Origin of the sequence: Hominenteromicrobium mulieris, from assembly GCF_046197855.1 — a bacterium.
Taxonomy (GTDB): domain Bacteria; phylum Bacillota; class Clostridia; order Oscillospirales; family Acutalibacteraceae; genus Hominenteromicrobium; species Hominenteromicrobium mulieris.
Genome location: NZ_CP173188.1, coordinates 2,085,170 through 2,104,028, shown reverse-complemented (window position 1 = coordinate 2,104,028; position 18,859 = coordinate 2,085,170). Strand labels below are relative to the sequence as shown.

The 18,859-nt window shown below is 51.6% G+C and carries 23 protein-coding genes, 1 tRNA gene and 1 pseudogene; 18 read left to right on the top strand and 7 right to left on the bottom strand.

The window, feature by feature from the left end; translation table 11 throughout:
• Positions 1 to 141 precede the first annotated feature (141 nt).
• From ACI0CA_RS10310 to ACI0CA_RS10290, 5 genes are all read left to right on the top strand, one after another.
• Positions 142 to 285 carry a hypothetical protein gene (locus tag ACI0CA_RS10310; RefSeq protein ID WP_286147798.1) on the top strand — a complete coding sequence of 48 codons (144 nt, stop codon included), beginning with the start codon at positions 142 to 144 and terminating at the stop codon, positions 283 to 285.
• 75 nt (positions 286 to 360) lie between these two features.
• Positions 361 to 1,935 carry a recombinase family protein gene (locus ACI0CA_RS10305; RefSeq protein WP_446806878.1) on the top strand — a complete coding sequence of 525 codons (1,575 nt, stop codon included), beginning with the start codon at positions 361 to 363 and terminating at the stop codon, positions 1,933 to 1,935.
• Complete coding sequence (locus tag ACI0CA_RS10300; protein ID WP_446806879.1) at positions 1,935 to 2,678, top strand: recombinase family protein; 744 nt, start codon at positions 1,935 to 1,937, stop codon at positions 2,676 to 2,678. Before ACI0CA_RS10305 ends, ACI0CA_RS10300 begins: the two co-directional genes overlap by 1 nt.
• Complete coding sequence (locus ACI0CA_RS10295; RefSeq protein WP_446806880.1) at positions 2,675 to 4,294, top strand: recombinase family protein; 1,620 nt, start codon at positions 2,675 to 2,677, stop codon at positions 4,292 to 4,294. Before ACI0CA_RS10300 ends, ACI0CA_RS10295 begins: the two co-directional genes overlap by 4 nt.
• 14 nt (positions 4,295 to 4,308) lie before the next feature.
• Positions 4,309 to 5,055, top strand: coding sequence for a metallophosphatase (locus ACI0CA_RS10290; protein ID WP_446806881.1), 747 nt, complete (start codon positions 4,309 to 4,311; stop codon positions 5,053 to 5,055).
• Between the two features lie 65 nt (positions 5,056 to 5,120).
• On the opposite strand, the gene ACI0CA_RS10285 is transcribed toward ACI0CA_RS10290, so the two are convergent.
• On the bottom strand, positions 5,121 to 5,420 hold the full coding sequence (locus ACI0CA_RS10285; protein WP_446806995.1) for a hypothetical protein: 300 nt from the start codon (positions 5,418 to 5,420) through the stop codon (positions 5,121 to 5,123).
• Here ACI0CA_RS10285 and ACI0CA_RS10280 point away from each other — a divergent pair.
• From ACI0CA_RS10280 to ACI0CA_RS10245, 8 genes and pseudogenes are all read left to right on the top strand, one after another.
• A pseudogene (locus ACI0CA_RS10280) lies at positions 5,352 to 5,495 on the top strand (hypothetical protein); the annotation flags it as partial. The gene ACI0CA_RS10285 and the pseudogene ACI0CA_RS10280 overlap by 69 nt on opposite strands.
• A 136-nt stretch (positions 5,496 to 5,631) precedes the next feature.
• Positions 5,632 to 6,087, top strand: a complete 456-nt coding sequence (locus ACI0CA_RS10275; RefSeq protein WP_446806882.1) for a low molecular weight protein-tyrosine-phosphatase — start codon at positions 5,632 to 5,634, stop codon at positions 6,085 to 6,087.
• Positions 6,088 to 6,096: 9 nt separating this feature from the next.
• Positions 6,097 to 6,972, top strand: a complete 876-nt coding sequence (locus ACI0CA_RS10270; protein ID WP_446806883.1) for a Bro-N domain-containing protein — start codon at positions 6,097 to 6,099, stop codon at positions 6,970 to 6,972.
• Between the two features lie 232 nt (positions 6,973 to 7,204).
• The gene (locus ACI0CA_RS10265; RefSeq protein WP_343284993.1) at positions 7,205 to 7,669 is read left to right on the top strand and encodes a hypothetical protein; all 465 of its coding nucleotides are present in this window, start codon (positions 7,205 to 7,207) and stop codon (positions 7,667 to 7,669) included.
• A 53-nt stretch (positions 7,670 to 7,722) separates the two neighbouring features.
• A complete protein-coding gene (locus ACI0CA_RS10260; RefSeq protein ID WP_343284994.1) occupies positions 7,723 to 8,169 on the top strand; it encodes a hypothetical protein in 447 nt (148 codons plus the stop codon).
• Between the two features lie 206 nt (positions 8,170 to 8,375).
• Positions 8,376 to 8,561 carry a glycosyl hydrolase 2 galactose-binding domain-containing protein gene (locus tag ACI0CA_RS10255; RefSeq protein ID WP_343284995.1) on the top strand — a complete coding sequence of 62 codons (186 nt, stop codon included), beginning with the start codon at positions 8,376 to 8,378 and terminating at the stop codon, positions 8,559 to 8,561.
• Complete coding sequence (locus ACI0CA_RS10250; protein ID WP_446806884.1) at positions 8,504 to 9,004, top strand: glycoside hydrolase family 2 protein; 501 nt, start codon at positions 8,504 to 8,506, stop codon at positions 9,002 to 9,004. The genes ACI0CA_RS10255 and ACI0CA_RS10250 overlap by 58 nt, the downstream gene beginning before the upstream one ends.
• 197 nt (positions 9,005 to 9,201) lie before the next feature.
• The gene (locus ACI0CA_RS10245; RefSeq protein WP_395591270.1) at positions 9,202 to 10,182 is read left to right on the top strand and encodes a diaminopimelate dehydrogenase; all 981 of its coding nucleotides are present in this window, start codon (positions 9,202 to 9,204) and stop codon (positions 10,180 to 10,182) included.
• Positions 10,183 to 10,251: 69 nt separating this feature from the next.
• Here the strand turns inward: ACI0CA_RS10245 and ACI0CA_RS10240 are convergent, their stop codons facing one another.
• Positions 10,252 to 10,833 carry a uracil-DNA glycosylase gene (locus tag ACI0CA_RS10240; RefSeq protein ID WP_308450025.1) on the bottom strand — a complete coding sequence of 194 codons (582 nt, stop codon included), beginning with the start codon at positions 10,831 to 10,833 and terminating at the stop codon, positions 10,252 to 10,254.
• Positions 10,834 to 10,987: 154 nt separating this feature from the next.
• On the opposite strand from ACI0CA_RS10240, the gene pduL reads away from it, so the two are divergent.
• Positions 10,988 to 11,557, top strand: coding sequence for a PduL/EutD family phosphate acyltransferase (gene pduL / locus ACI0CA_RS10235; protein WP_308450026.1), 570 nt, complete (start codon positions 10,988 to 10,990; stop codon positions 11,555 to 11,557).
• A gap of 65 nt (positions 11,558 to 11,622) precedes the next feature.
• On the opposite strand, the gene ACI0CA_RS10230 is transcribed toward pduL, so the two are convergent.
• From ACI0CA_RS10230 to ACI0CA_RS10220, 3 genes are all read right to left on the bottom strand, one after another.
• Positions 11,623 to 12,030 carry a bis(5'-nucleosyl)-tetraphosphatase gene (locus tag ACI0CA_RS10230; RefSeq protein ID WP_308450027.1) on the bottom strand — a complete coding sequence of 136 codons (408 nt, stop codon included), beginning with the start codon at positions 12,028 to 12,030 and terminating at the stop codon, positions 11,623 to 11,625.
• 81 nt (positions 12,031 to 12,111) lie between these two features.
• Positions 12,112 to 13,158 (bottom strand): aldose epimerase family protein, encoded by a 1,047-nt coding sequence (locus ACI0CA_RS10225; protein WP_308450028.1) that lies wholly within the window; start codon positions 13,156 to 13,158, stop codon positions 12,112 to 12,114.
• A 7-nt stretch (positions 13,159 to 13,165) separates the two neighbouring features.
• The gene (locus ACI0CA_RS10220; RefSeq protein WP_176820290.1) at positions 13,166 to 14,128 is read right to left on the bottom strand and encodes an ROK family glucokinase; all 963 of its coding nucleotides are present in this window, start codon (positions 14,126 to 14,128) and stop codon (positions 13,166 to 13,168) included.
• Between the two features lie 428 nt (positions 14,129 to 14,556).
• Between ACI0CA_RS10220 and ACI0CA_RS10215 the strand changes: the two genes are divergently transcribed.
• From ACI0CA_RS10215 to ACI0CA_RS10200, 4 genes are all read left to right on the top strand, one after another.
• Positions 14,557 to 14,643, top strand: a tRNA-Leu gene (locus ACI0CA_RS10215).
• Positions 14,644 to 14,705: 62 nt separating this feature from the next.
• On the top strand, positions 14,706 to 16,067 hold the full coding sequence (locus ACI0CA_RS10210; RefSeq protein WP_446806885.1) for an MATE family efflux transporter: 1,362 nt from the start codon (positions 14,706 to 14,708) through the stop codon (positions 16,065 to 16,067).
• A gap of 289 nt (positions 16,068 to 16,356) precedes the next feature.
• On the top strand, positions 16,357 to 17,238 hold the full coding sequence (locus tag ACI0CA_RS10205; RefSeq protein ID WP_446806886.1) for a hypothetical protein: 882 nt from the start codon (positions 16,357 to 16,359) through the stop codon (positions 17,236 to 17,238).
• Positions 17,192 to 17,956, top strand: a complete 765-nt coding sequence (locus ACI0CA_RS10200) for a GGDEF domain-containing protein (RefSeq protein ID WP_446806887.1) — start codon at positions 17,192 to 17,194, stop codon at positions 17,954 to 17,956. Before ACI0CA_RS10205 ends, ACI0CA_RS10200 begins: the two co-directional genes overlap by 47 nt.
• 67 nt (positions 17,957 to 18,023) lie before the next feature.
• Here the strand turns inward: ACI0CA_RS10200 and ACI0CA_RS10195 are convergent, their stop codons facing one another.
• Together ACI0CA_RS10195 and ACI0CA_RS10190 are read right to left on the bottom strand one after the other, a co-directional pair.
• Positions 18,024 to 18,317 carry a hypothetical protein gene (locus ACI0CA_RS10195; RefSeq protein WP_176820287.1) on the bottom strand — a complete coding sequence of 98 codons (294 nt, stop codon included), beginning with the start codon at positions 18,315 to 18,317 and terminating at the stop codon, positions 18,024 to 18,026.
• Between the two features lie 231 nt (positions 18,318 to 18,548).
• The gene (locus ACI0CA_RS10190) at positions 18,549 to 18,806 is read right to left on the bottom strand and encodes an IreB family regulatory phosphoprotein (RefSeq protein WP_176820286.1); all 258 of its coding nucleotides are present in this window, start codon (positions 18,804 to 18,806) and stop codon (positions 18,549 to 18,551) included.
• Positions 18,807 to 18,859: the final 53 nt, after the last annotated feature.

The following is an 18,859-nucleotide window of genomic DNA, read 5'->3' as shown; positions in this document are numbered from 1 at the left end:
GTCCACCCCCTCCTATATTTTTGCATTCGATTCCTTTCTCCTTTGTTCGCCGGTCCAACCATTACCTCCTATTGATTCCTTCCTCGGACGGTTCCCATGCTTGTGCCGCAGAGATGGTCAGATACAGGGAGGAGCGCAACTATGAACCCTAATATCAATTTCTATGGAATCGTGATACTGCTCAGGAAACTCCGGGAATGCGGCATTTTCACCGAAAAAGAACTGAGAAAAATTGCTGCACGGATCGCTGCAGATAATGGTGTTGAAGTCATGTTTTTTCTCTGATTTTCTTCATCTTTCAGTAGCTATTCGGACGCTGTTGTGGTAGTGTTTGTGTTGCAAAAAAGGAGGTGAGCGGACATGGATGAAAAGCGGCTGGTAGACGGAACAACGGCACTGGCAGAAAAGCAACCCCGTGTTATAAAAATTGAGCCTGCGGAGCGGCCTCAAAATGTGCGGCTGCGGGTCGCAGCCTATACTCGTGTCAGCTCAGACTCCGAGGATCAACTCAATTCCTTTGCGGCCCAAAACCGCTACTACACGGAGCTGATCTCTGGTAAGGCCGAATGGCGCATGGTTGACATCTATGCGGACGAGGGAATCACCGGAACTTCGGTGGCTAAGCGAGATGACTTCCAGCGGATGATGGCAGACTGCCGTCGGGGCCTGATCGACCAGATCCTTGTCAAGTCTATCTCACGCTTTGCCCGCAACACCAAGGACTGCCTTCAGAACATCCGTGAACTGAAAGAGTTGGGTGTCAATGTCCGATTCGAGCGTGAAGGTATCGATACTGTCAATGTGAGCAGTGAGCTCATCACCGCCATCTACGCTGCCTTCGCCCAAAAAGAGAGCGAGTCCATATCCGGCAATCGGCAATGGGGATATCAGCGCAGTATGGAGCAAGGAACTTTTAACACATACTATGCACCTGTGGGATTCACACTTATAGACGGCAATCTACAAATCAATCAGGCTGAGGCACCAACGATCCAGCGGATTTTTACAGAGTATTTAAGTGGCAATAATTCAAGAGAAATTGCTGCCGCTCTTAACAAAGATAAGGCGCTCGGAAGGTATTGGCGGAGAGAAGCGATTGACTATATCCTGCAAAATGAGCGCTACGCAGGAAACGCACTTCTCCAGAAAAGGTATACAACAGACTCGTTCCCACGGAAAAAGAAACGCAACCGAGGAGAACGAGAGATGTACTTCGTTGCTGGCAGCAATGAGGCCATTATCTCGCAGGAGATGTTTGACCAAGCTCAGCAGCTTCGGAAAACACGAAAAAGAGAGCCAACGCCGCTTCACGACACTATTTCAAAGCAGATACGCTGTTCTTGCGGAGCACGTGTTCGGGCGAAGAAAATCAATCAAAAATGGTATTGGTGCTGCTGCAATCATGAAGAGAAACATGAATGTCAAATTACTCCTATACCAGAAATCCAGGTGCAGGAATCCTTCTGCCGCCTATACTACAAGCTGAAGCATCAGAGCATCCCTATCCTGGAACAGATGCTTACAAACCTCCAGACGATCCGCAATCGCAGGATGCTCTGGAGTCCTGACATCGTTGCCCTGAATAAAAGAATATCAGATCTAACCAGTCAGAATCGGACATTGGCCTTCCTCAAGCAGCAGGGCCTTGTTGATCCTGACATTTTTATAGCCAAAACCAATGAGCTGACCAAGCAGCTCCGGCAGGCCAAGCAGGAAAAAGAAAAGCTGATGGATGCCGAGAGCGATATGACCGCCCTGCAAACACGAGACTTGATAGACCTCTTGAAAGGTGGGCCGGAATTCCTCGACAGCTTTGACGCAGAACTGTTTGGTGAACTCGTTGAGAAAATTATCATAGAGAGCAACGACTCCGTCCGCTTCTGCCTGAAAAATGGGCTGGAGCTGCGGGAGTCCATAGAGAGGACGATGCGGTGATGGGAAACCGGAAGCAGCCCTTTGGCTACAAGATGGCTCTGGGTGAGATCGTCATACAGGAAGCAGAGGCGAAGCTTGTACAGGAGATCTTCCGCCGATATATCGCGGGAGAATCCTTGAATGAGTTGACAGAGACACTTCGCCATCAGGATATCCCATACGACGAGGGGCGGCTCTGGAACAAAAATATGGTCGCCCGTATTCTGGCGGACGTGCGCTACACAGGGGAAAAAGGATATCCCAAGCTCATAGATGAGGTGCAGCTCATCGCGGCAAATGAAAAACGCTCAAACAAGCCCCAGCTTCCGAAAAAGACGGAAGCGCAAAAGGTGCTGCGCAGGCTCTGCGGCACACCGCCATCTGAGCGAGTGGAACAAAGTGTTACCGACCTGCTCAACGGCCTCGCAAATTACCCGGAACGCATACAGCATCAGCGCAGTCCTACGCCAGCCACACATTCCAAAACGCAGGAGGCGCTGGATAATGCTCTGGAACAGCAGCCCATCGACGAGGATAACGCCAAGGCACTGATCCTCCGGCTTGCGTCAGAACAATATGCCGCTCTGGGAAATGAAGAATATGAAACGAATCGTCTTCGGCGTCTCTTCTCCGCCTTCGAATGTGTGGCGGAACTGAACGCTGATCTTCTGAAAAGCACCGTATCTGAGGTGCTGGTGACCCGCCAAAATGTCAAACTGCGATTAAAAAATGGGCAAGTCATAGAAAGGAGTGACCTGCAATGAAAGATGATGCCCCGAGAGTAATCAAAATCCCTGCCAAACCGGAAGCCACCCGCCAGGCAGAAGCCCGCAGACAGCTCCGGGTGGCAGCTTACTGCCGAGTCTCCACCAAAGAGGAGGACCAGGCAAACAGCTATGAGGTGCAGAAAGAGTACTATACCGATAAAATCATGTCCAACACCGCCTGGACGATGGCCGGCATCTTTGCGGACAAGGGCATCACCGGAACCTCGGCCAAGAAGCGCGAGGACTTCATGCGGATGATCCGGCACTGCCGCCAGAAGAAAATCGATGTCATCCTGACCAAGTCGGTCTCCCGCTTCTCCCGCAACACGGTGGACTGCCTCTACTATATCCGGGCGCTCAAGCAGCTTGGCATCGCAGTCATCTTCGAGAAGGAAAACATCAATTCGCTGGAGGAGGACAGTGAGCTGCGGATCACCCTCTCCGGGGCCTTCGCCCAGTCTGAAAGTGAATCCATCTCCGCCAATGTCACATGGGGCAAGCGCCGTGCCATGGAGGCCGGAAAGGTCAGCATCCAATATAAAAAGCTGTACGGATACCGCAAGGGTGAGGATGGTCAGCCGGAGATCATTCCGGAACAGGCGGAAATCGTCCGATGGCTCTATGAGCGCTATCTCACCGGAGCCAGCCTGCGGATGATCAAAGATGAACTGGAACAGCAAGGTGTCAAGTGCTTCGAGGATTCTCCAGAGTGGTCCATCTCCCGCATCCGCAGCATCCTGCAGAATGAAAAATACTGCGGCGATGTGCTGATGCAGAAGACCTTCCGGCGGGACTTTATCAACCGCAAGGCCATCAAGAATACAGGCCAACTTCCCATGTACCTCATTGAAAATCACCACGAGGGCATTGTCAGCCGTGAAAAGTATGATGCCGTACAGGCTGAGATGGCACGGCGGAATGCGGCCAAGAGTCCCTCCAAGAACGCAGTCACAGGGATGGCCTCCTACGCCAGCAAGTATGCACTCTCGGAGCGGTTAGTCTGCGGTGAGTGCGGTACCCTGTATCGTCGCTGCACATGGACACGAAACGGCGAAAAGCGAATCGTGTGGCGCTGTGTGAGTCGATTGGATTACGGCAAGAAATACTGCTATAACTCGCCCACACTGGATGAAGCACCGCTCCAGCAAGCAATCCTCGCAGCCCTGAACACAGCCATGGCCGACAAGAATAGCTTGATTCGGCAGATCACAGATGCCATGGAAACGGAGATCATCCCATTCCCAGGTGGCACAATGAGCCTCGGAGACATTGAACGCAGGCTGAGAGAACTGGAGCAGCAATTCCAAACACTGTTGGAAAAGGCCACAGATGATCCTGCCGCCTATGGCGGTCAGTTCAAAGAGATCCTGGATGAGCAGACTTTCCTGAAGGAAAAGCGTTCCGGGATCCTCGCAGATAACAACGAACAGGCAAAAGCCAATCAGCGCATCCAGGATGCCGCACAGACTTTGGAAAACGCATCGCCCTACATTACAGAGTGGGACGAGAGTGCTGTCCGCCAACTGGTGGAGACTGTAAAAGTCCTCTCCAAGGACGAGATCGCAATCACTCTGAAGGGTGGCATTGAGATTTGCCAGAAAATTATGTACTGAAAGAAGGTGGACAGATGATTTTTGTGACCGGCGACTGCCACGGAAATTTTGAACGCTTCAAGCCAGAATACTTCCCGGAGCAGGCACAAATGACAAAGCAGGACTCTGTGATCTGTGCCGGAGACTTTGGTGGTGTGTGGTTTGGAGACAGCCGTGACGATGTGGCATTGGACTGGCTGGAAAGTCTGCCGTTTACGATGGCCTTCGTCTGCGGGAATCATGAAAACTACGATGCACTGGAACGATATCCGGTGAAAGACTGGCACGGCGGCAAGGTGCACCGTATTCGCCCTCGTGTCCTGCACCTGATGCGTGGACAGATATTCGAGCTGGAAGGCTATCACTTCTTCATCATGGGCGGGGCAAAAAGCCATGATACGGAGGACGGTATTCTGGAACCGGGCGCTCCGGATTTTGAGCGAAAGCTCCTGATGCTGCAGCGGAAGCCCAGGGCGAGGTATCGCATCAACCACATTTCGTGGTGGGCGCAGGAGATGCCTTCTGAGGCGGAATACGCTGAAGCACGGAGAAATCTGGCCAAGGTCGATTGGGCGGTAGACTATGTTATCACGCACTGCGCTCCCACCAGCATTGCCCTCATGGAAAACCGCCACAATGAGGCAGATTCGCTCACAGATTTCCTGCAGGAGGTCAAGGAGAGAGCGCATTATCATTACTGGATGTTCGGCCATTACCACGACAACCGGGCCATTGACGAAAAACACATCCTGCTCTGGGAGCAGATCGTACAAGTTATCTGAAAATAGGTCAAAGCAGAGAAAAACACGGCGATGTCACCGTGCTTTTCTCTGCTTTGAACATTGAATCAGGCGCTGCGCGCCGGAAAGGAGAAGCTATGAATATCCGAAAAGCTGTGGATTACAGCGCAATGTTTGCCGAACTGGAATCTGCCATGGAAGCGGATCTGCCGCAGATGGAGCTGTGCTGCGAGGTTGGCGAGATTGTCTGCGCCCGCTCGGAAAAGGGTGCGGCGGTGGCCGCAGCGGAGTTCTTGAAAGAACAGCACCCAGATATGCCTGGCTTCTCTCCACGCAATGTGCGCCGGATGCGGGATTTCTGGCGGTTGTACAGCGACATGCCGGAATTGATTGGCGAAGCGCTTCACTTGAATTGGACGCAGAACGTTGTGATCATGGAGGCGGAGTTGACCGCAGAGGAGCGCCGCTGGTACATTCAGCAGGCCGCTGCACAGAATCTATCCAAGTCGGAGCTTCTGCGAATGATCGAGGATTCCGCGCATCTGGAAAGTGTTCTCGACGAAAAGGTCGATGTGTGGTATAATGAGAGCAACGATGAGATTTCGGAGAGAACGCAGTATGAAGAAGATCCTGTTTATCTGCCACGGCAATATTTGCCGCAGCCCGATGGCCGAGTTTGTGATGAAGGACTTGGTACAGAAGGCTGGGCTGGCATCACAGTTTCATATCGAATCGGCAGCGACCAGCCGAGAGGAAATCGGCAATCCGGTCTATCCACCGACGCGGCGCAAACTGGCGGAACATGGGATTTCCTGCAAGGGCCATGCCGCACGGCAGCTGACAAATCGGGATTACGACGAATACGATCTCCTGATCGGCATGGACCAGGCCAACCTCCAGGATATGTACCGCATCTGCGGCGGCGACTACGCCGAAAAGATGTCCCTCCTGATGGATCACACCGCTCGTCCCGGCAATGTGGCCGACCCATGGTACACCGAGGACTTCGAGGCGACCTGGCGGGATGTACTGGAGGGCTGCCAAGGACTTCTGAAAGAATTTGTGACAGAATGAGGTGATCAAATGGCGCAAAACGATAAGATCCAACTGTTCGAAGACAAGCGTATTCGCACCGCATGGGACGAGGAAAAGGAAGAATGGTACTTTTCTATCGTTGATGTCATCGCGGTTTTGACGGACAGTCCGAATCCCCAGACTTACTGGCGTGTTCTTAAAAAGCGCTTGAAGGACGAGGGAAATGAAACCGTTACAAGTTGTAACGCTTTGAAAATGACCGCCGCAGACGGGAAACGCCGTCTGACTGATGTAGCCGACACGGAGCAGCTTCTCCGCATCATCCAGTCCATCCCCTCACCGAAGGCAGAGCCGTTCAAGCTGTGGCTGGCACAGGTCGGTCGAGAGCGTATCGAGGAGACCATCGACCCGGAGCTGACCATTGACCGGGCCTTGGAAACCTATCTCAAGAAGGGATACAGCCGTGAGTGGATCAACCAGCGGCTGCAGGCCATTCAAGTCCGCAAAGAACTGACGGATGAATGGGATGCCCGCGGTGTGCAGAAGGGCGTAGAGTATGCCATCCTCACGGATGAGATCTCCCGTGCATGGTCCGGCATGTCCACCCGACAGTACAAGAACCTGAAGGGCTTGAAAAAAGAGAATCTCCGTGATAATATGACCACACTGGAACTGGTGCTGAACATGCTGGCGGAAGCGACTACCACTCAGTTTTCAAGAGATCGCAAACCAACGACTTTCCAAGAGAATCTGGCAGTTGCCAAAGCAGGTGGCCAGGTTGCTGGGCGAACCAGAAAAGACATTGAGTCTCAGTCGGACACACCGGTCATCACCTCCAAGAACGCCGCACAGCTCAATCAGGTCGTGACGGACCTGCTGGAAGGCGCAGTCTCTGACACAACTGAAGAATCAAAAGACAAGTGAGCTCTGCGCATCAAGTTATTCTTGCTGTCATACACCGATTTTTTGAAAGCAATTTCAAAAAATCTATAGTGTTGAGTTATGACAGAGAAAAAGCACTTACGTTTGTAGGTGCTTTTTTGTTATATCCGGGAATATTTTGCTTGTGCAGTGCAGGCGAATATGATATGATGAGACTGAAAAAGAGTTCAATTTGCTTTGGAAAAGTGCATGAACAGACAGTGGAGATACGACGATGGGCGAACATTTTGTTATGAGCACGAGGCTTGATAAATGCGAAGCTTCGGATTTTGGTTTGGAGCAATTGGATGCAAAAAGAGCGACGAACCCGAAAGATCATACTTTATGGGGCAAATGCAAGCTGTATGACTTCGGTTGGGGAAAAGAAAACGGGTTTTATAAAGAACCGCTCCCGGGTTTTGATACGCTGCTGGAGCTCGTCTTGTATGGCAAAAACAGAGATGATCGGTACGGGGCGGCGGCTGTCATTTTAAAGAAATACCCTGAAAAGCTTTTGAACGAATGTGAAAGCTGTATGGAAGATGTTGCTAATAGCAGCGCGTTTAAAAAGTTAGCGGATATATTTAATTTGAAAGATCCGATAAACTTGTGCCCGGCGGCTAATAAATCCCATGACCGCATAAAAAGTGAGTACTTAAGGTGGAAAAAGATATCGGAAGCGGCGAGCAGACTGAAATAGTTGAATTTAGGTACGGCAAGGTAATGGCTGTATTCTGTTGAAAGGTGTTATCTATGTGGAATGAAATTCGCAGTGAACAGGATATTAGAGATTTTATGGATAAAGTCTATGCGCTTCACGATAGCTGTATTAAAGAGATGCATTATGTAAGCGGAGCATCTGTAGATGCGGATTTGAGAATGTATCCGTTAAATGATCGTCGGGTATTGAATGTAATTATTCAGCGCCAATTCGAAGATGTTTCGATGATCGAGATGGAATTTGCAGGACTGAAATATCTGAATTTATCTCCTGTGGATGAGCAATATACTTGTGAGATTTTTGGTTCAACGCTACTGATAAAGGATAGGGACATCTATTGGTGCGATGGACAAAATGTATCGGAAGATGACATAGAGGACTATGACGGGACGATCATATGTGCAGCTAGGCTGCGTTGGCGTGCGATTGACGGACACATGGGCGATGGGGAGTTCTATAAATCGGTTTATTTAGAATAAGGATATTGCACTTTTTAACCTGAAAACTACACGAAAAATTGATGGAGTTTTCGGTATTTTGCGAATTTTTTGCTTTACCGGAATAAAGGAGCAGCAGTCGCTTTACAATTTGTGGAACCGGTGCTATACTGCATATAGACCGATTAAAACGAAAGTGAAGAAAGAAATTCGCGCGTTTTGACGGATAAAATGAGAGGATAAAAGAAATGAAAAAACAGCTTTTACATTCCGGCTGGCAGCTGACGACCGTCGGAAAAAATGACACGATTCCCGCGACCGTGCCGGGCTCCGTGTACAATGACCTGCTGAACGCGGGTCGCATGGAAGACCCCTATTGGCGCGACATTATGCTTTGCGGCGGAACGGCGGCCGCATCATCAGCACATACGTGAAGCAGACGGTCACCGTGAAGTGGGAGCTGCGCAACAACCGCTCCGAGGTTCTGCGCGACGGCGGCGAGGTGGAAATCACCGTGCCCGCAATGGACACCGTGTGGCTCGATACCGTAGAACTGCCGGAAGCGAACATGTTCACCGACCACGTGCACTATGCGTGCTACCAGAACGGCGAGATGATCTCCGAATCCACCGTGCTGTTCTCCGTGCCGAAGTATTACGATTACATCGACCCGCAGCTTTCCTGCCGTGTGGAGGGCGATGAGATTATCGTTTCCGCAAAGGCATACGCGAAGAGCGTGGAAGTACTGAACGAGAACGAGGACTGGGTGCTTGAAGACAACTACTTCGACCTCGAAGCCGGTGAAGAACGCCGTATCCGCATTGTGAGCGGCAACGCGAACGGTATTCATATGCGCAGCGTGTATAACATTCGCTGATTTTGCGTTAAAACTAAAAAGACAAAAGCCGTTACAAGACAGAAAATAGCTGTTTTGTGACGGCTTTTTCAAGTTTCCCTGCATTTTCTCTTGCAAAATATCGTGCGTTTGCGTATAATAGATAAAGAAATTGAAATCGTAGTGTAAACTAACTTGCGCTGTTATGATTTTGAAAGATACATGAAGGAGCGATAAAAATGATTAGAATCGGCATTGCCGGATACGGAAATCTTGGCCGCGGCGTGGAAAGTGCGCTTTCCCACACGGAAGATATGGAGCTTGTGGGCGTTTTCACACGCCGCAGCCCGGACAGTGTAAAGACAAAGACCGGCGTGCCGGTTTATTCTATGGAGCAGGCAAAAAACATGACGGATAAGATTGACGTCATGATCCTGTGCGGCGGCAGCGCGAACGACCTGCCGAAGCAAACCGCAGAGCTTGCACAGTATTTTAATGTCATCGACAGCTTTGACACGCACGCGAAGATCCCGGAGCATTTTGCGGACGTAGACGCGGCCTGCAAGAAGAGCGGCCACCTCGGCATGATTTCCGTCGGTTGGGACCCGGGCATGTTCTCTCTGAACCGCCTCTATGGTCAGGCGATTTTGCCGAACGGCAAAGACTACACATTCTGGGGCAAGGGTGTCAGCCAGGGTCACTCCGATGCGATTCGTCGCATTCCCGGCGTACAGGATGCCCGCCAGTATACTATCCCGGTGGAGAGCGCGCTTGAAAGCGTGCGCCGCGGCGAGAACCCGGAGCTGACGACGCGCGAGAAGCACACCCGAGAGTGCTTTGTCGTTGCCAAAGAGGGTGCGGACAAGGCTGCCATTGAGGAAGCCATCGTCACGATGCCGAACTATTTCTCTGATTACGACACGACCGTACACTTCATCAGCCAGGAAGAGCTTGACCGCGACCATTCAGGCATTCCGCACGGCGGCATGGTGTTCCGCACCGGTGTGACGGGTCTGAATGGCGAAAACAAGCACGTCATCGAGTATAAGCTGACGCTTGATTCCAACCCGGAGTTCACTTCCAGTGTGCTCGTAGCGTTTGCCCGCGCGGCATACCGCATGCACAGTGAAGGTCAGGTGGGCTGCAAGACCGTCTTTGATGTTGCTCCGGCGTATCTCCACCCGGAAAGCGGCGAAGCGCTCCGCGCAAAGCTGCTGTAAGGTTCATGCAAGTTTATAATTAAAACGAAAAAAGCTGTTCCGCATAAAAACGGAGCAGCTTTTGTATGTTTAATATGTTTTGGAGATATCTGCCTGAAGCTCGTCGATCTTATCGCGGAGCTTTAAAAAGTCGTCGAACGCGGCGGGCTTTTGTGCGGGATTGCGCAGCAGGGCGGCAGGGTGGAGGGTTGCCGTCATGTAGATGTTGCCTTTTTTGAAAAACTGTCCGTGCTCGCGTGTGATCTTGAAATCGGGTTTGATGATGCGCATGGCGGCGATGCGGCCGAGGCATACGATGATCTTCGGACGCAGCAGGGCGGTTTGATTGCGCAGCCAGTCCATGCAGGCTTCCTGTTCCTCCTGCAAGGGATCGCGGTTTTGCGGCGGACGGCATTTGACGATATTTGCAATGTAGATATTCGTGCGGCGGTCGAGGTCGACGGCGGCGAGGTATTTATCGAGCAGCTGACCGCCAGCACCGACGAACGGCTCGCCCTGCAAATCTTCGTTTCGGCCCGGGCCTTCACCGATGAACATGACCTTCGCGCACGGGTTACCCACGCCGAACACGACATTAGAGCGCGCTTCGCACAGGCTGCACTTGCGGCAGTTCAGGCAGTTTTCTTTCAATTCTTCCCAGTTTTCAAACATATTTCACACCGGCTTTTCTCGTTTTTCCAAATTACGGTCTTTTCTGCATTAAGTTTATCATAAATCGGAGAAAAAACATAGCCCAAAACTTGTATTTTCTGTCGGTTCGTAGTAAAATAGAAATACAAAATCCGGAAAGGACAGGTATTTTCAAATGAAAGTTATGGTTGAAACCTCCGCACGTCACGTTCACGTGTCCGAAGCGGATCTGAAGACGCTTTTTGGCGCAGACGCAAAGCTTACCGTTAAGAAAGAACTCTCTCAGCCCGGCCAGTACGCTTCCAACGAGAAGGTAGAGGTCATCGGCCCGAAGGGTTCCCTTGTTATGTCCATCCTTGGCCCGACGCGCCCGGAGACGCAGGTTGAAGTTGCACTGACCGACGCACGCAAGCTCGGTATTGCAGCACCGATCCGTGAGTCCGGCGACCTTGAGGGCACCCCGGGATGTACGCTGAAGGGCCCGGCAGGCGAAGTCGTCATTGAAAAGGGCGTCATCGCAGCAAAGCGCCACATCCACTTCAACGTGGAAGAGGCAGCGGCAGCCGGTGTGGAAGACAAGCAGATCGTCTCCGTTAAGGTCGGCAAGGAAGGCGAGCGCAGCGTGATTTTCGGCGACGTTGTTGTGCGTGTCAGCCCGAAGTATGCGGCTGCTATGCACATCGACACCGATGAGTCCAACGCAGCGGCACTCGGCGGCACCGTTGAGGGCGAGATCCTTAAGTAATTTCGCTTAAAGCTATATGAGCATAAGAAAAGAGCGTGCAGATGAAAGTTTGCACGCTCTTTTTGTTATGCTTTGCAATATTCTCTGTACTTCCTCAGCACATCTTTATCGTTTTCAAACGTAATGTGCGCTGCAGCTTCTTCTGCCGGTACCCAGCAGAGCTCGGTGACTTCCTCTACCTGCCGGTGCGCTTCGCCGCCGATGTATTCGGCTGCAAAGTAGATGACATCTTTCATGACGTCCGGCTTCGGGGAGTAGGTGACGACAGCGCGAAAGCCGGTATCAAGCGTGACTGTAAGGCCGGTCTCCTCGCGGATCTCGCGCAAGGCGGTCTCGCTTTCGGTCTCATTACCCTCCATATGGCCTTTCGGAAATGCCCAATGACCGCCGTTTACATGGCGGATGAGCAGAATTTCACGTCCGTTTTCGGTTTGCCGCGCAATGACCGCGCCGCAGGAAATTTCTCTTTTCAAAAAATGACCTCCTTGCAATTTGCCGCGGAAAACCGCAGGCGATGAAATCGGAAAGGGCCGCCCTGCGGCAGCCCTCCCACATTATTTCACAGTGAATTTATAGATTGTTTTGGACTCGAACGGTTTCTCCGGCGTGACATAGCGGAACGGGAAGTTCTCGTGATGCACGGAATCCGGGTAGAACTGTGTCTCAAGGCACAGTGCCCCGTGGGAAATCATGTCGCTGCCGTCTTTGTTCTTCAGGCCGGAAGTGCCATTGAACGTATACAGCTGCACGCCGGGCATATCGGAATAGACGGTCATTTCGCGGCCGGTCTCCGGCTCGTAGGCTACTGCAATCTCGCGCATGCCCTCGCCGTCCACACAGAAGTTGTGGTCGAAACCGCCGCAGAGCTGGATGAGGTGGTCATCCGCGAACATATCCTGCCCGAGCGGCTTTGCAGCCGTGAAATCGAGCGGCGTGCCTTTTACGGGCAGCAACTCGCCGGTGGGAATGAGGTCGTCTGTGACCGCCGTTACCTCAGACGCGTGGATCGTCACAAGCGTGGAAAGCACGTCCTTGGAGCCGTCGGCTTTCAGGTTGAAGAACGAGTGGTTCGTCGGGTTGAACACTGTCTTACGGTCGGTCTTGCCGCGGTAGGTAATCTCCACGGCGTTGTCGGCCGTCAAAGAGTACTGCACTTCAACGGTCAGTGTTCCGGGGTAATTTTCGTCGCCGTCCGGGCTGACATGTGTGAACGTGACAGACGGTTCGTCGCCGTCGTTCGACTCTTTCACATCAAACAGTACTTGATGGTAGCCCTTTGTGCCGCCGTGCAGCGTGTTTGCACCGTCGTTTTGATCGAGTGCATATGTTACGCCGTCAATGGTGAGCGTTGCGCCGCCGATGCGGTTTGCGTAGCGGCCGACGAACGTACCCTGAAAGTCGGAGCCGAGGTATTCCTCGAGCGTGGCGTGGCCAAGCACGACATCGCCGAGCTTACCGGATTTGTCTGGTGTTAAAAGCTGTAAAATGCGGCAACCGTAATTTGTGAGCACAAGCGTCACGCCTGACGCGTTTTTCAGCGTATAAGCGTCAGCCGTTTTCCCGCAGGGGAACGTGCCGAACACGGATTTTGTAAGAGACATGGGAAAATCAGTCCTCCTGCTTACCGAGCAGTGCAGCGCCGATGATACCGGCGTCGTTGCCGAGCTGCGCCTTGCAGACCTTCGTCTTCTTCGTAGAGTTCATAGCATACTGCTCTCTGTCGATGAATGCTCTGACCGGAGCGAGAAGCGTTTCACCCTCGTTGCAGATACCGCCGCCGATGCAGAGGATAGCCGGCTGGAAGATGTTGATCATATCGGTGAGGCCGACGGAGAGGTACTTGATGTACTCGTCAACAACAGCCTTGCCGACCGGGTCGCCTGCGCGCATAGCGTCAAATGCGGTTCTGCCGTTAACCTTGGACTCGTCGCCGTCAACAATTGTCCAGATCGGAGAGTCCTTCGGGGCATCTTTCATGTGCTCTTTTGTGGTTTTGATGAGACCCGTTGCGGAAGCATAGGTTTCCCAGCAACCGTGTCTGCCGCAAGTGCAGGGACGACCGTCAACAACGATGACGGTGTGGCCGAGCTCGCCGCCGGCAAAGTTGCTGCCGGAGTAGACCTTGCCGTTGATGATAATGCCGCCGCCGACGCCTGTGCCAAGTGTGATAGCCAGTGCATTGTCTGCGCCTGCAAGTGCGCCTGCCTGATATTCGCCGTAAGCTGCAGCGTTAGCGTCATTCTCCAGAATGACGAGCTTGCCGTTTGTGCGCTCTGCCATCATGTCGCGGAGCTTGAAGTTCTTGAAATAGAGGTTGTTAGCAAATTCAATGATGCCGGTAGCACGGTTAACGGTGCCCGGGCAGCCGATGCCGATCCACGGTACATCGTCGAGGGTCAGGCCGGCCTTTGCCAGTGCATCGTTGCATACAGCGAGAATCGCATCGCAGAATGCGTCTTCCGAGCACGGAACGGGCGTCGGATGGGAAGCCTTTGCGATGATCGCGTTGTTTTCGTCTACGATACCGACGGCAATGTTTGTGCCGCCTACGTCAACACCAAGATAGTACATAATACGAACTCCTTATAGATGGAATATTCCGGCACGCCTTGCGCCCGGTCTTTTATCTATAGTATACAATATAAAGCGCATGTTTGTAAATGCAAAAAGTTGAAAAAATTGCGATTTTTGTGAAATCAGCCTTTTGTGGGCAATGGAAGGAGAGTGAACGCGCAGAATTCGGGTTTGCGTGTACGTTTTTCGATTTGCCTATTGACATTTGATTTTACGGATATATATTTCATAACGACGTTATGGATGGAGCAAAGGAAATGGTCAAGCAGACCGCGTTGTCCGTAATATGCCTTTTCAGGGTTTCCGAGTACCCGGCTTAGCCGGGGGGTGCCCTTTTACGCGACTGAACAGAAAAATATGAAATGCCGGAATAAAATGGCTTGATTTTATAGCCGGGATGTGCTATTATAATTAAGATAATTTAAGCCGGCGTGGCGAAATCGGCAGACGCAAGGGACTTAAAATCCCTCGATGGAAACATCGTACCGGTTCAAATCCGGTCGCCGGCACCAAAAGCCTGACACTTTTGTGTCGGGCTTTTTTGATGTATAAAATTCGCTGCGGAGGTTTTAATATGAACAAGGATCTGACCCGGGGGCTGGTGATGCGGTCTATGCTGTGGTTTGCGCTGCCGATGATCCTCGGCAATTTATTGCAGCAGTGCTACAACATTGCGGATACGCTCATTGTAGGACGCTTCCTCGGCAAAACGGCGCTGGCGGCGGTCGGCTCTTCGTTTTCGCTGATGACATTTTTAACATCGATCTTGCTTGGGCTGTGCATGGGCAGCGGTGCGCTGTTTTCCATCCGCTTCGGGCAGCGCGATGAAACTGCCTTAAAAGAAAGTGTACGGGCTTCGTTCGTGCTCATTTTAGGCGTGACGCTGCTTTTAAACGGCCTCGCATTTGCGTGTCTTGACCTCATTAAGAGCTTTTTGCAGGTGCCGGACGACGTTTGGGACGATATGCGTGCGTATATCGCAATCGTATTCGCGGGCATTTTCGCGACGTTTTTATATAATTACTTCGCGTCGTATCTGCGCGCGGTGGGTAATTCTGTCGTGCCGCTCGTATTTTTGGCGGTATCGGCGGTTTTGAATATCGCGCTCGACTTGTGGTTCGTCATCGGCCTCAACTTTGGCGTTGCGGGTGCGGCGGGGGCCACGGTCATCGCGCAGTATGTTTCCGGCATCGGCATCATGATCTACGCGCTCATCAAATGTCCGCAGCTGCGCGCGCTGTGCAGCCGTTCGCCCATCCACGCGAGCCGTATCCGGGAGATTGCCGGGTATTCCATTTTGACTTGCGTGCAGCAGTCCGTGATGAACCTCGGCATTTTGATGGTGCAGGGGCTTGTGAACAGCTTCGGCGCGGCGGTAATGGCGGCGTTTGCGGCGGCGGTGAAGATTGACGCATTCGCGTACATGCCTGTGCAGGACTTCGGCAACGCGTTCTCCACATTCATCGCGCAGAATTACGGTGCGGGCAAGCATGAACGCATCCGCAAGGGATTGAAAGGCGCGATTCTTGTATCCGTTGTGTTTTGCGTGATTGTGTCCGCTTTGGTGTTCGTGTTCGCAAAGCCGCTTATGTTACTGTTTGTGGAAGCGGGCGAAACGGAGATGATCGCCGAGGGCGTGCGCTACCTGCACATTGAGGGCGCGTTCTATTGCGGCATTGGCTGTTTGTTCCTGCTCTACGGGCTGTACCGCGCGGTCGCAAAGCCCGGCATGAGCGTGGTGCTGACGGTCATCTCGCTCGGTACGCGCGTGGTGCTGGCATATCTTTTATCCGCTGTCATCGGTGTTACAGGCATCTGGTGGTCGGTGCCGATCGGTTGGTTCCTCGCAGATGTTACAGGCGTAGTGTATTACTTCATTCATAAAGAAAAACTGCTGCATTTCGGCGAAAGCAATTTGAAGCGTACAGAAAGCTAAATATCAATTTTTGGCGCACCGCTTGTCCGTGCTTTACGGGTGGGCGGTGCGCTTTTTACAAGAATTCAAGCGTTATTTGTAAAATGGGCGGGAGATCCTTAAAAACGATGGCTGACGCTTTTACGATATTCTTTCGAAACACGTCAATTCATGCAAAAAACAAGTGAAATTTGTTGTTTCACTTTGTATTTCTGGACAAAATACGATATATGTGATATACTTAATTTCAAATACAGTACGCAAAACCAATTTGGTTTTATTCAAACTTAAATGAAACGGCGGTGAACCTATGAAATCTCTGAAGCAAATTATCAATCGCTATATTCGTTCTGCGGCAATCGTGATGGCTTTAGTGATCCTTGTGGTAATCGCCTTTGCGGAAATTCTGATTGAACAGGGCCGCGTGGAAGATACCGCTGCCGGTACATTTGTGCGTCTGGAGCAGATTATCAAAGAAAATGAGGATGAGCTGAAGCAAATCAAGGAAGAATACGATAAGACCTGTTTGCATGATGCCGAAGCCATTGCCTTTCTGCTGCAAAAAGACCCGGAGGCAACAAACGATACCTTAAAGCTGAAAAAATATGCGGATATACTGGAACTTGATGAAATCCATATTTTTGATGAGACCGGCACGATTGTTTCCGGCACAAATCCGGAGTATTACGGCTATTCGTTTTCTTCCGGTGAGCAGATGGCGTTTTTTGCGCCGATGCTCACGGATAAATCCTTGCAGCTTGTGCAGGATGCCGGCCCGAACACCGCTGAGGGCAAAAACATGCAGTATTCCGCCGTGTGGAGCGCAGACGGTACATTCATCGTGCAGGTGGGCAAAGACCCGCAGCTTGTAACGGAGGCTATGGAGAAAAACGAGATTTCGTATATTTTTCATCAGCTCAATATCAGCCCGGCGATCGATTACTGTGCCGTAGACAGTGAAACGCTGTCGGTCATCGGCGCAACGAATGCGGATATGGTGGGGAAGACCGTGGCAAAGCTCGGTATTCCTGCCGAGAGCATGCAAAATGAGGAGCACGGCTTTCACGCAAATATTGAGGGGAAATACTACTACTGCATTTTTAAGAAGATAGAAACCCGTTACATGGGTTTCATCATTCCGATGGATGTATTGCACGGAGCGTATCCCGCAGATTTTTGGGTGGACGGATGAGGAGACGGCGTACTACACCGGCAACCGCGTACACCTGTATACATTCATCGAGGAGTTGCGCAGCAGCCGCATGGTCGGCGAGCGCAACGTATACCGCATTCCGGGCGAGCCGGACCGCTACATAAAGCTGGAGGAAACGCATGAGGAGAGCAGTGTTTTCGGCGTGGTGAACGACGTGACGGAAGACATGCAGCGCCGCATGCAGATCGAATCTGAGCGTGACACCGATCCGTTGACCCGACTTTATAACCGCCGCGGCCTGAGCCGCCGCGTGGAGCGCATTTTGGAAGCGGGTACAGGCGATACTTACGCCGTGGTGATGATCGACCTTGACGACTTGAAAGAGGTCAACGACACCTACGGGCACGAGAGCGGCGACCAATATATCATTTCCGCAGCAGAAATCTTAAAAAAGATCGTGGGCGAAAGCGGCCTTACTGCACGTCACGGCGGCGATGAATTTGTCCTGTTCCTCGAAGAAAAAAGCGAAGAAGCGCTGCAAGAAAAGCTTCTTCAGCTTAAAAGTGCGCAGGACAGCTCCGAAGCCGTGCTGCACGATGGACAGCATGTGCCGTTGCGGTTCTCCATGGGCTGCTGCTTCATAGATGAAGTTGCCGCGCCGTATGACGAAATGCTCGAAAAAGCGGATATTGCCATGTACCAAAACAAACGTCAGCGCAAAGAAAAGCACGGCAAGCAGCCGAGAAGGAAAGAATAAAGCAAAAAATCACCGAGATAAACCGGACAAACGGTTTTCTCGGTGATTTTTTTGCGGAATTAACGGCTTATTCTGTCAATGCGCGGGTAAGCCAGGCATCGGCGATGTCCAAAGCAAGATAAAGGCCGTTTTTCTCGCTGGTCTTTACGATCTGTTTTCTGGAGCGAATCTCCGGGTCGGTGAGCATGAGCTGCACAGTGCACTTATCGGCAACCTCCATGTCCTCCACGGTCTTCTTCGTTTTGATGTCGATCTTGATGACGTATTTATCGGTCATGTTTCCGTAGTAAATGGTATCGCCGCTACGCACAAGGGGCTTGCCGCGGTACATGGGAAACGGGCTCTTCTGCTTTTCGCTCATAGTATGCAAATCCTTTCATAAAGTCTCGTTGGGGAAAATGCCGGAACTTTCTAAGCACCGGTGCAAAGCATTCAATACACTTTTAATCAGTATAGCATAGATTAAGAAAAAAGACAACTTGTATTTGCACATTTGAAAATAAAAATTGCCGCCGACGGAAAAATCCGCCAAGCGGCAATTTCGGTTTCAGGCAATGCCGTGCATAAAGCGACGGCGCATCAGAAAACAGGCTTATTCGCCCAAATAGGTACGCACCATTGCTTTCAGCAGCTCATCGCGGTCGATCTTGCGGATGAGGCTGCGTGCGTTGTTGTGCGTGGTGATGTATGTGGGATCTTCCGAGAGAATATATCCCACGATCTGGCTGATGGGGTTATAGCCTTTTTCTTTGAGTGCATCGTAAACCTGTACGAGCACCTGCTGCATATCGAGCTTCTGCGGCGTCTCAATGCTGAATGTCTGGGTGCGGTCGCTGAAATCTTCTGCCATGTGGAACACCTCCTCGTTTTCCGATCGTGTAAAGGCTGCAAAAATACAGTCTA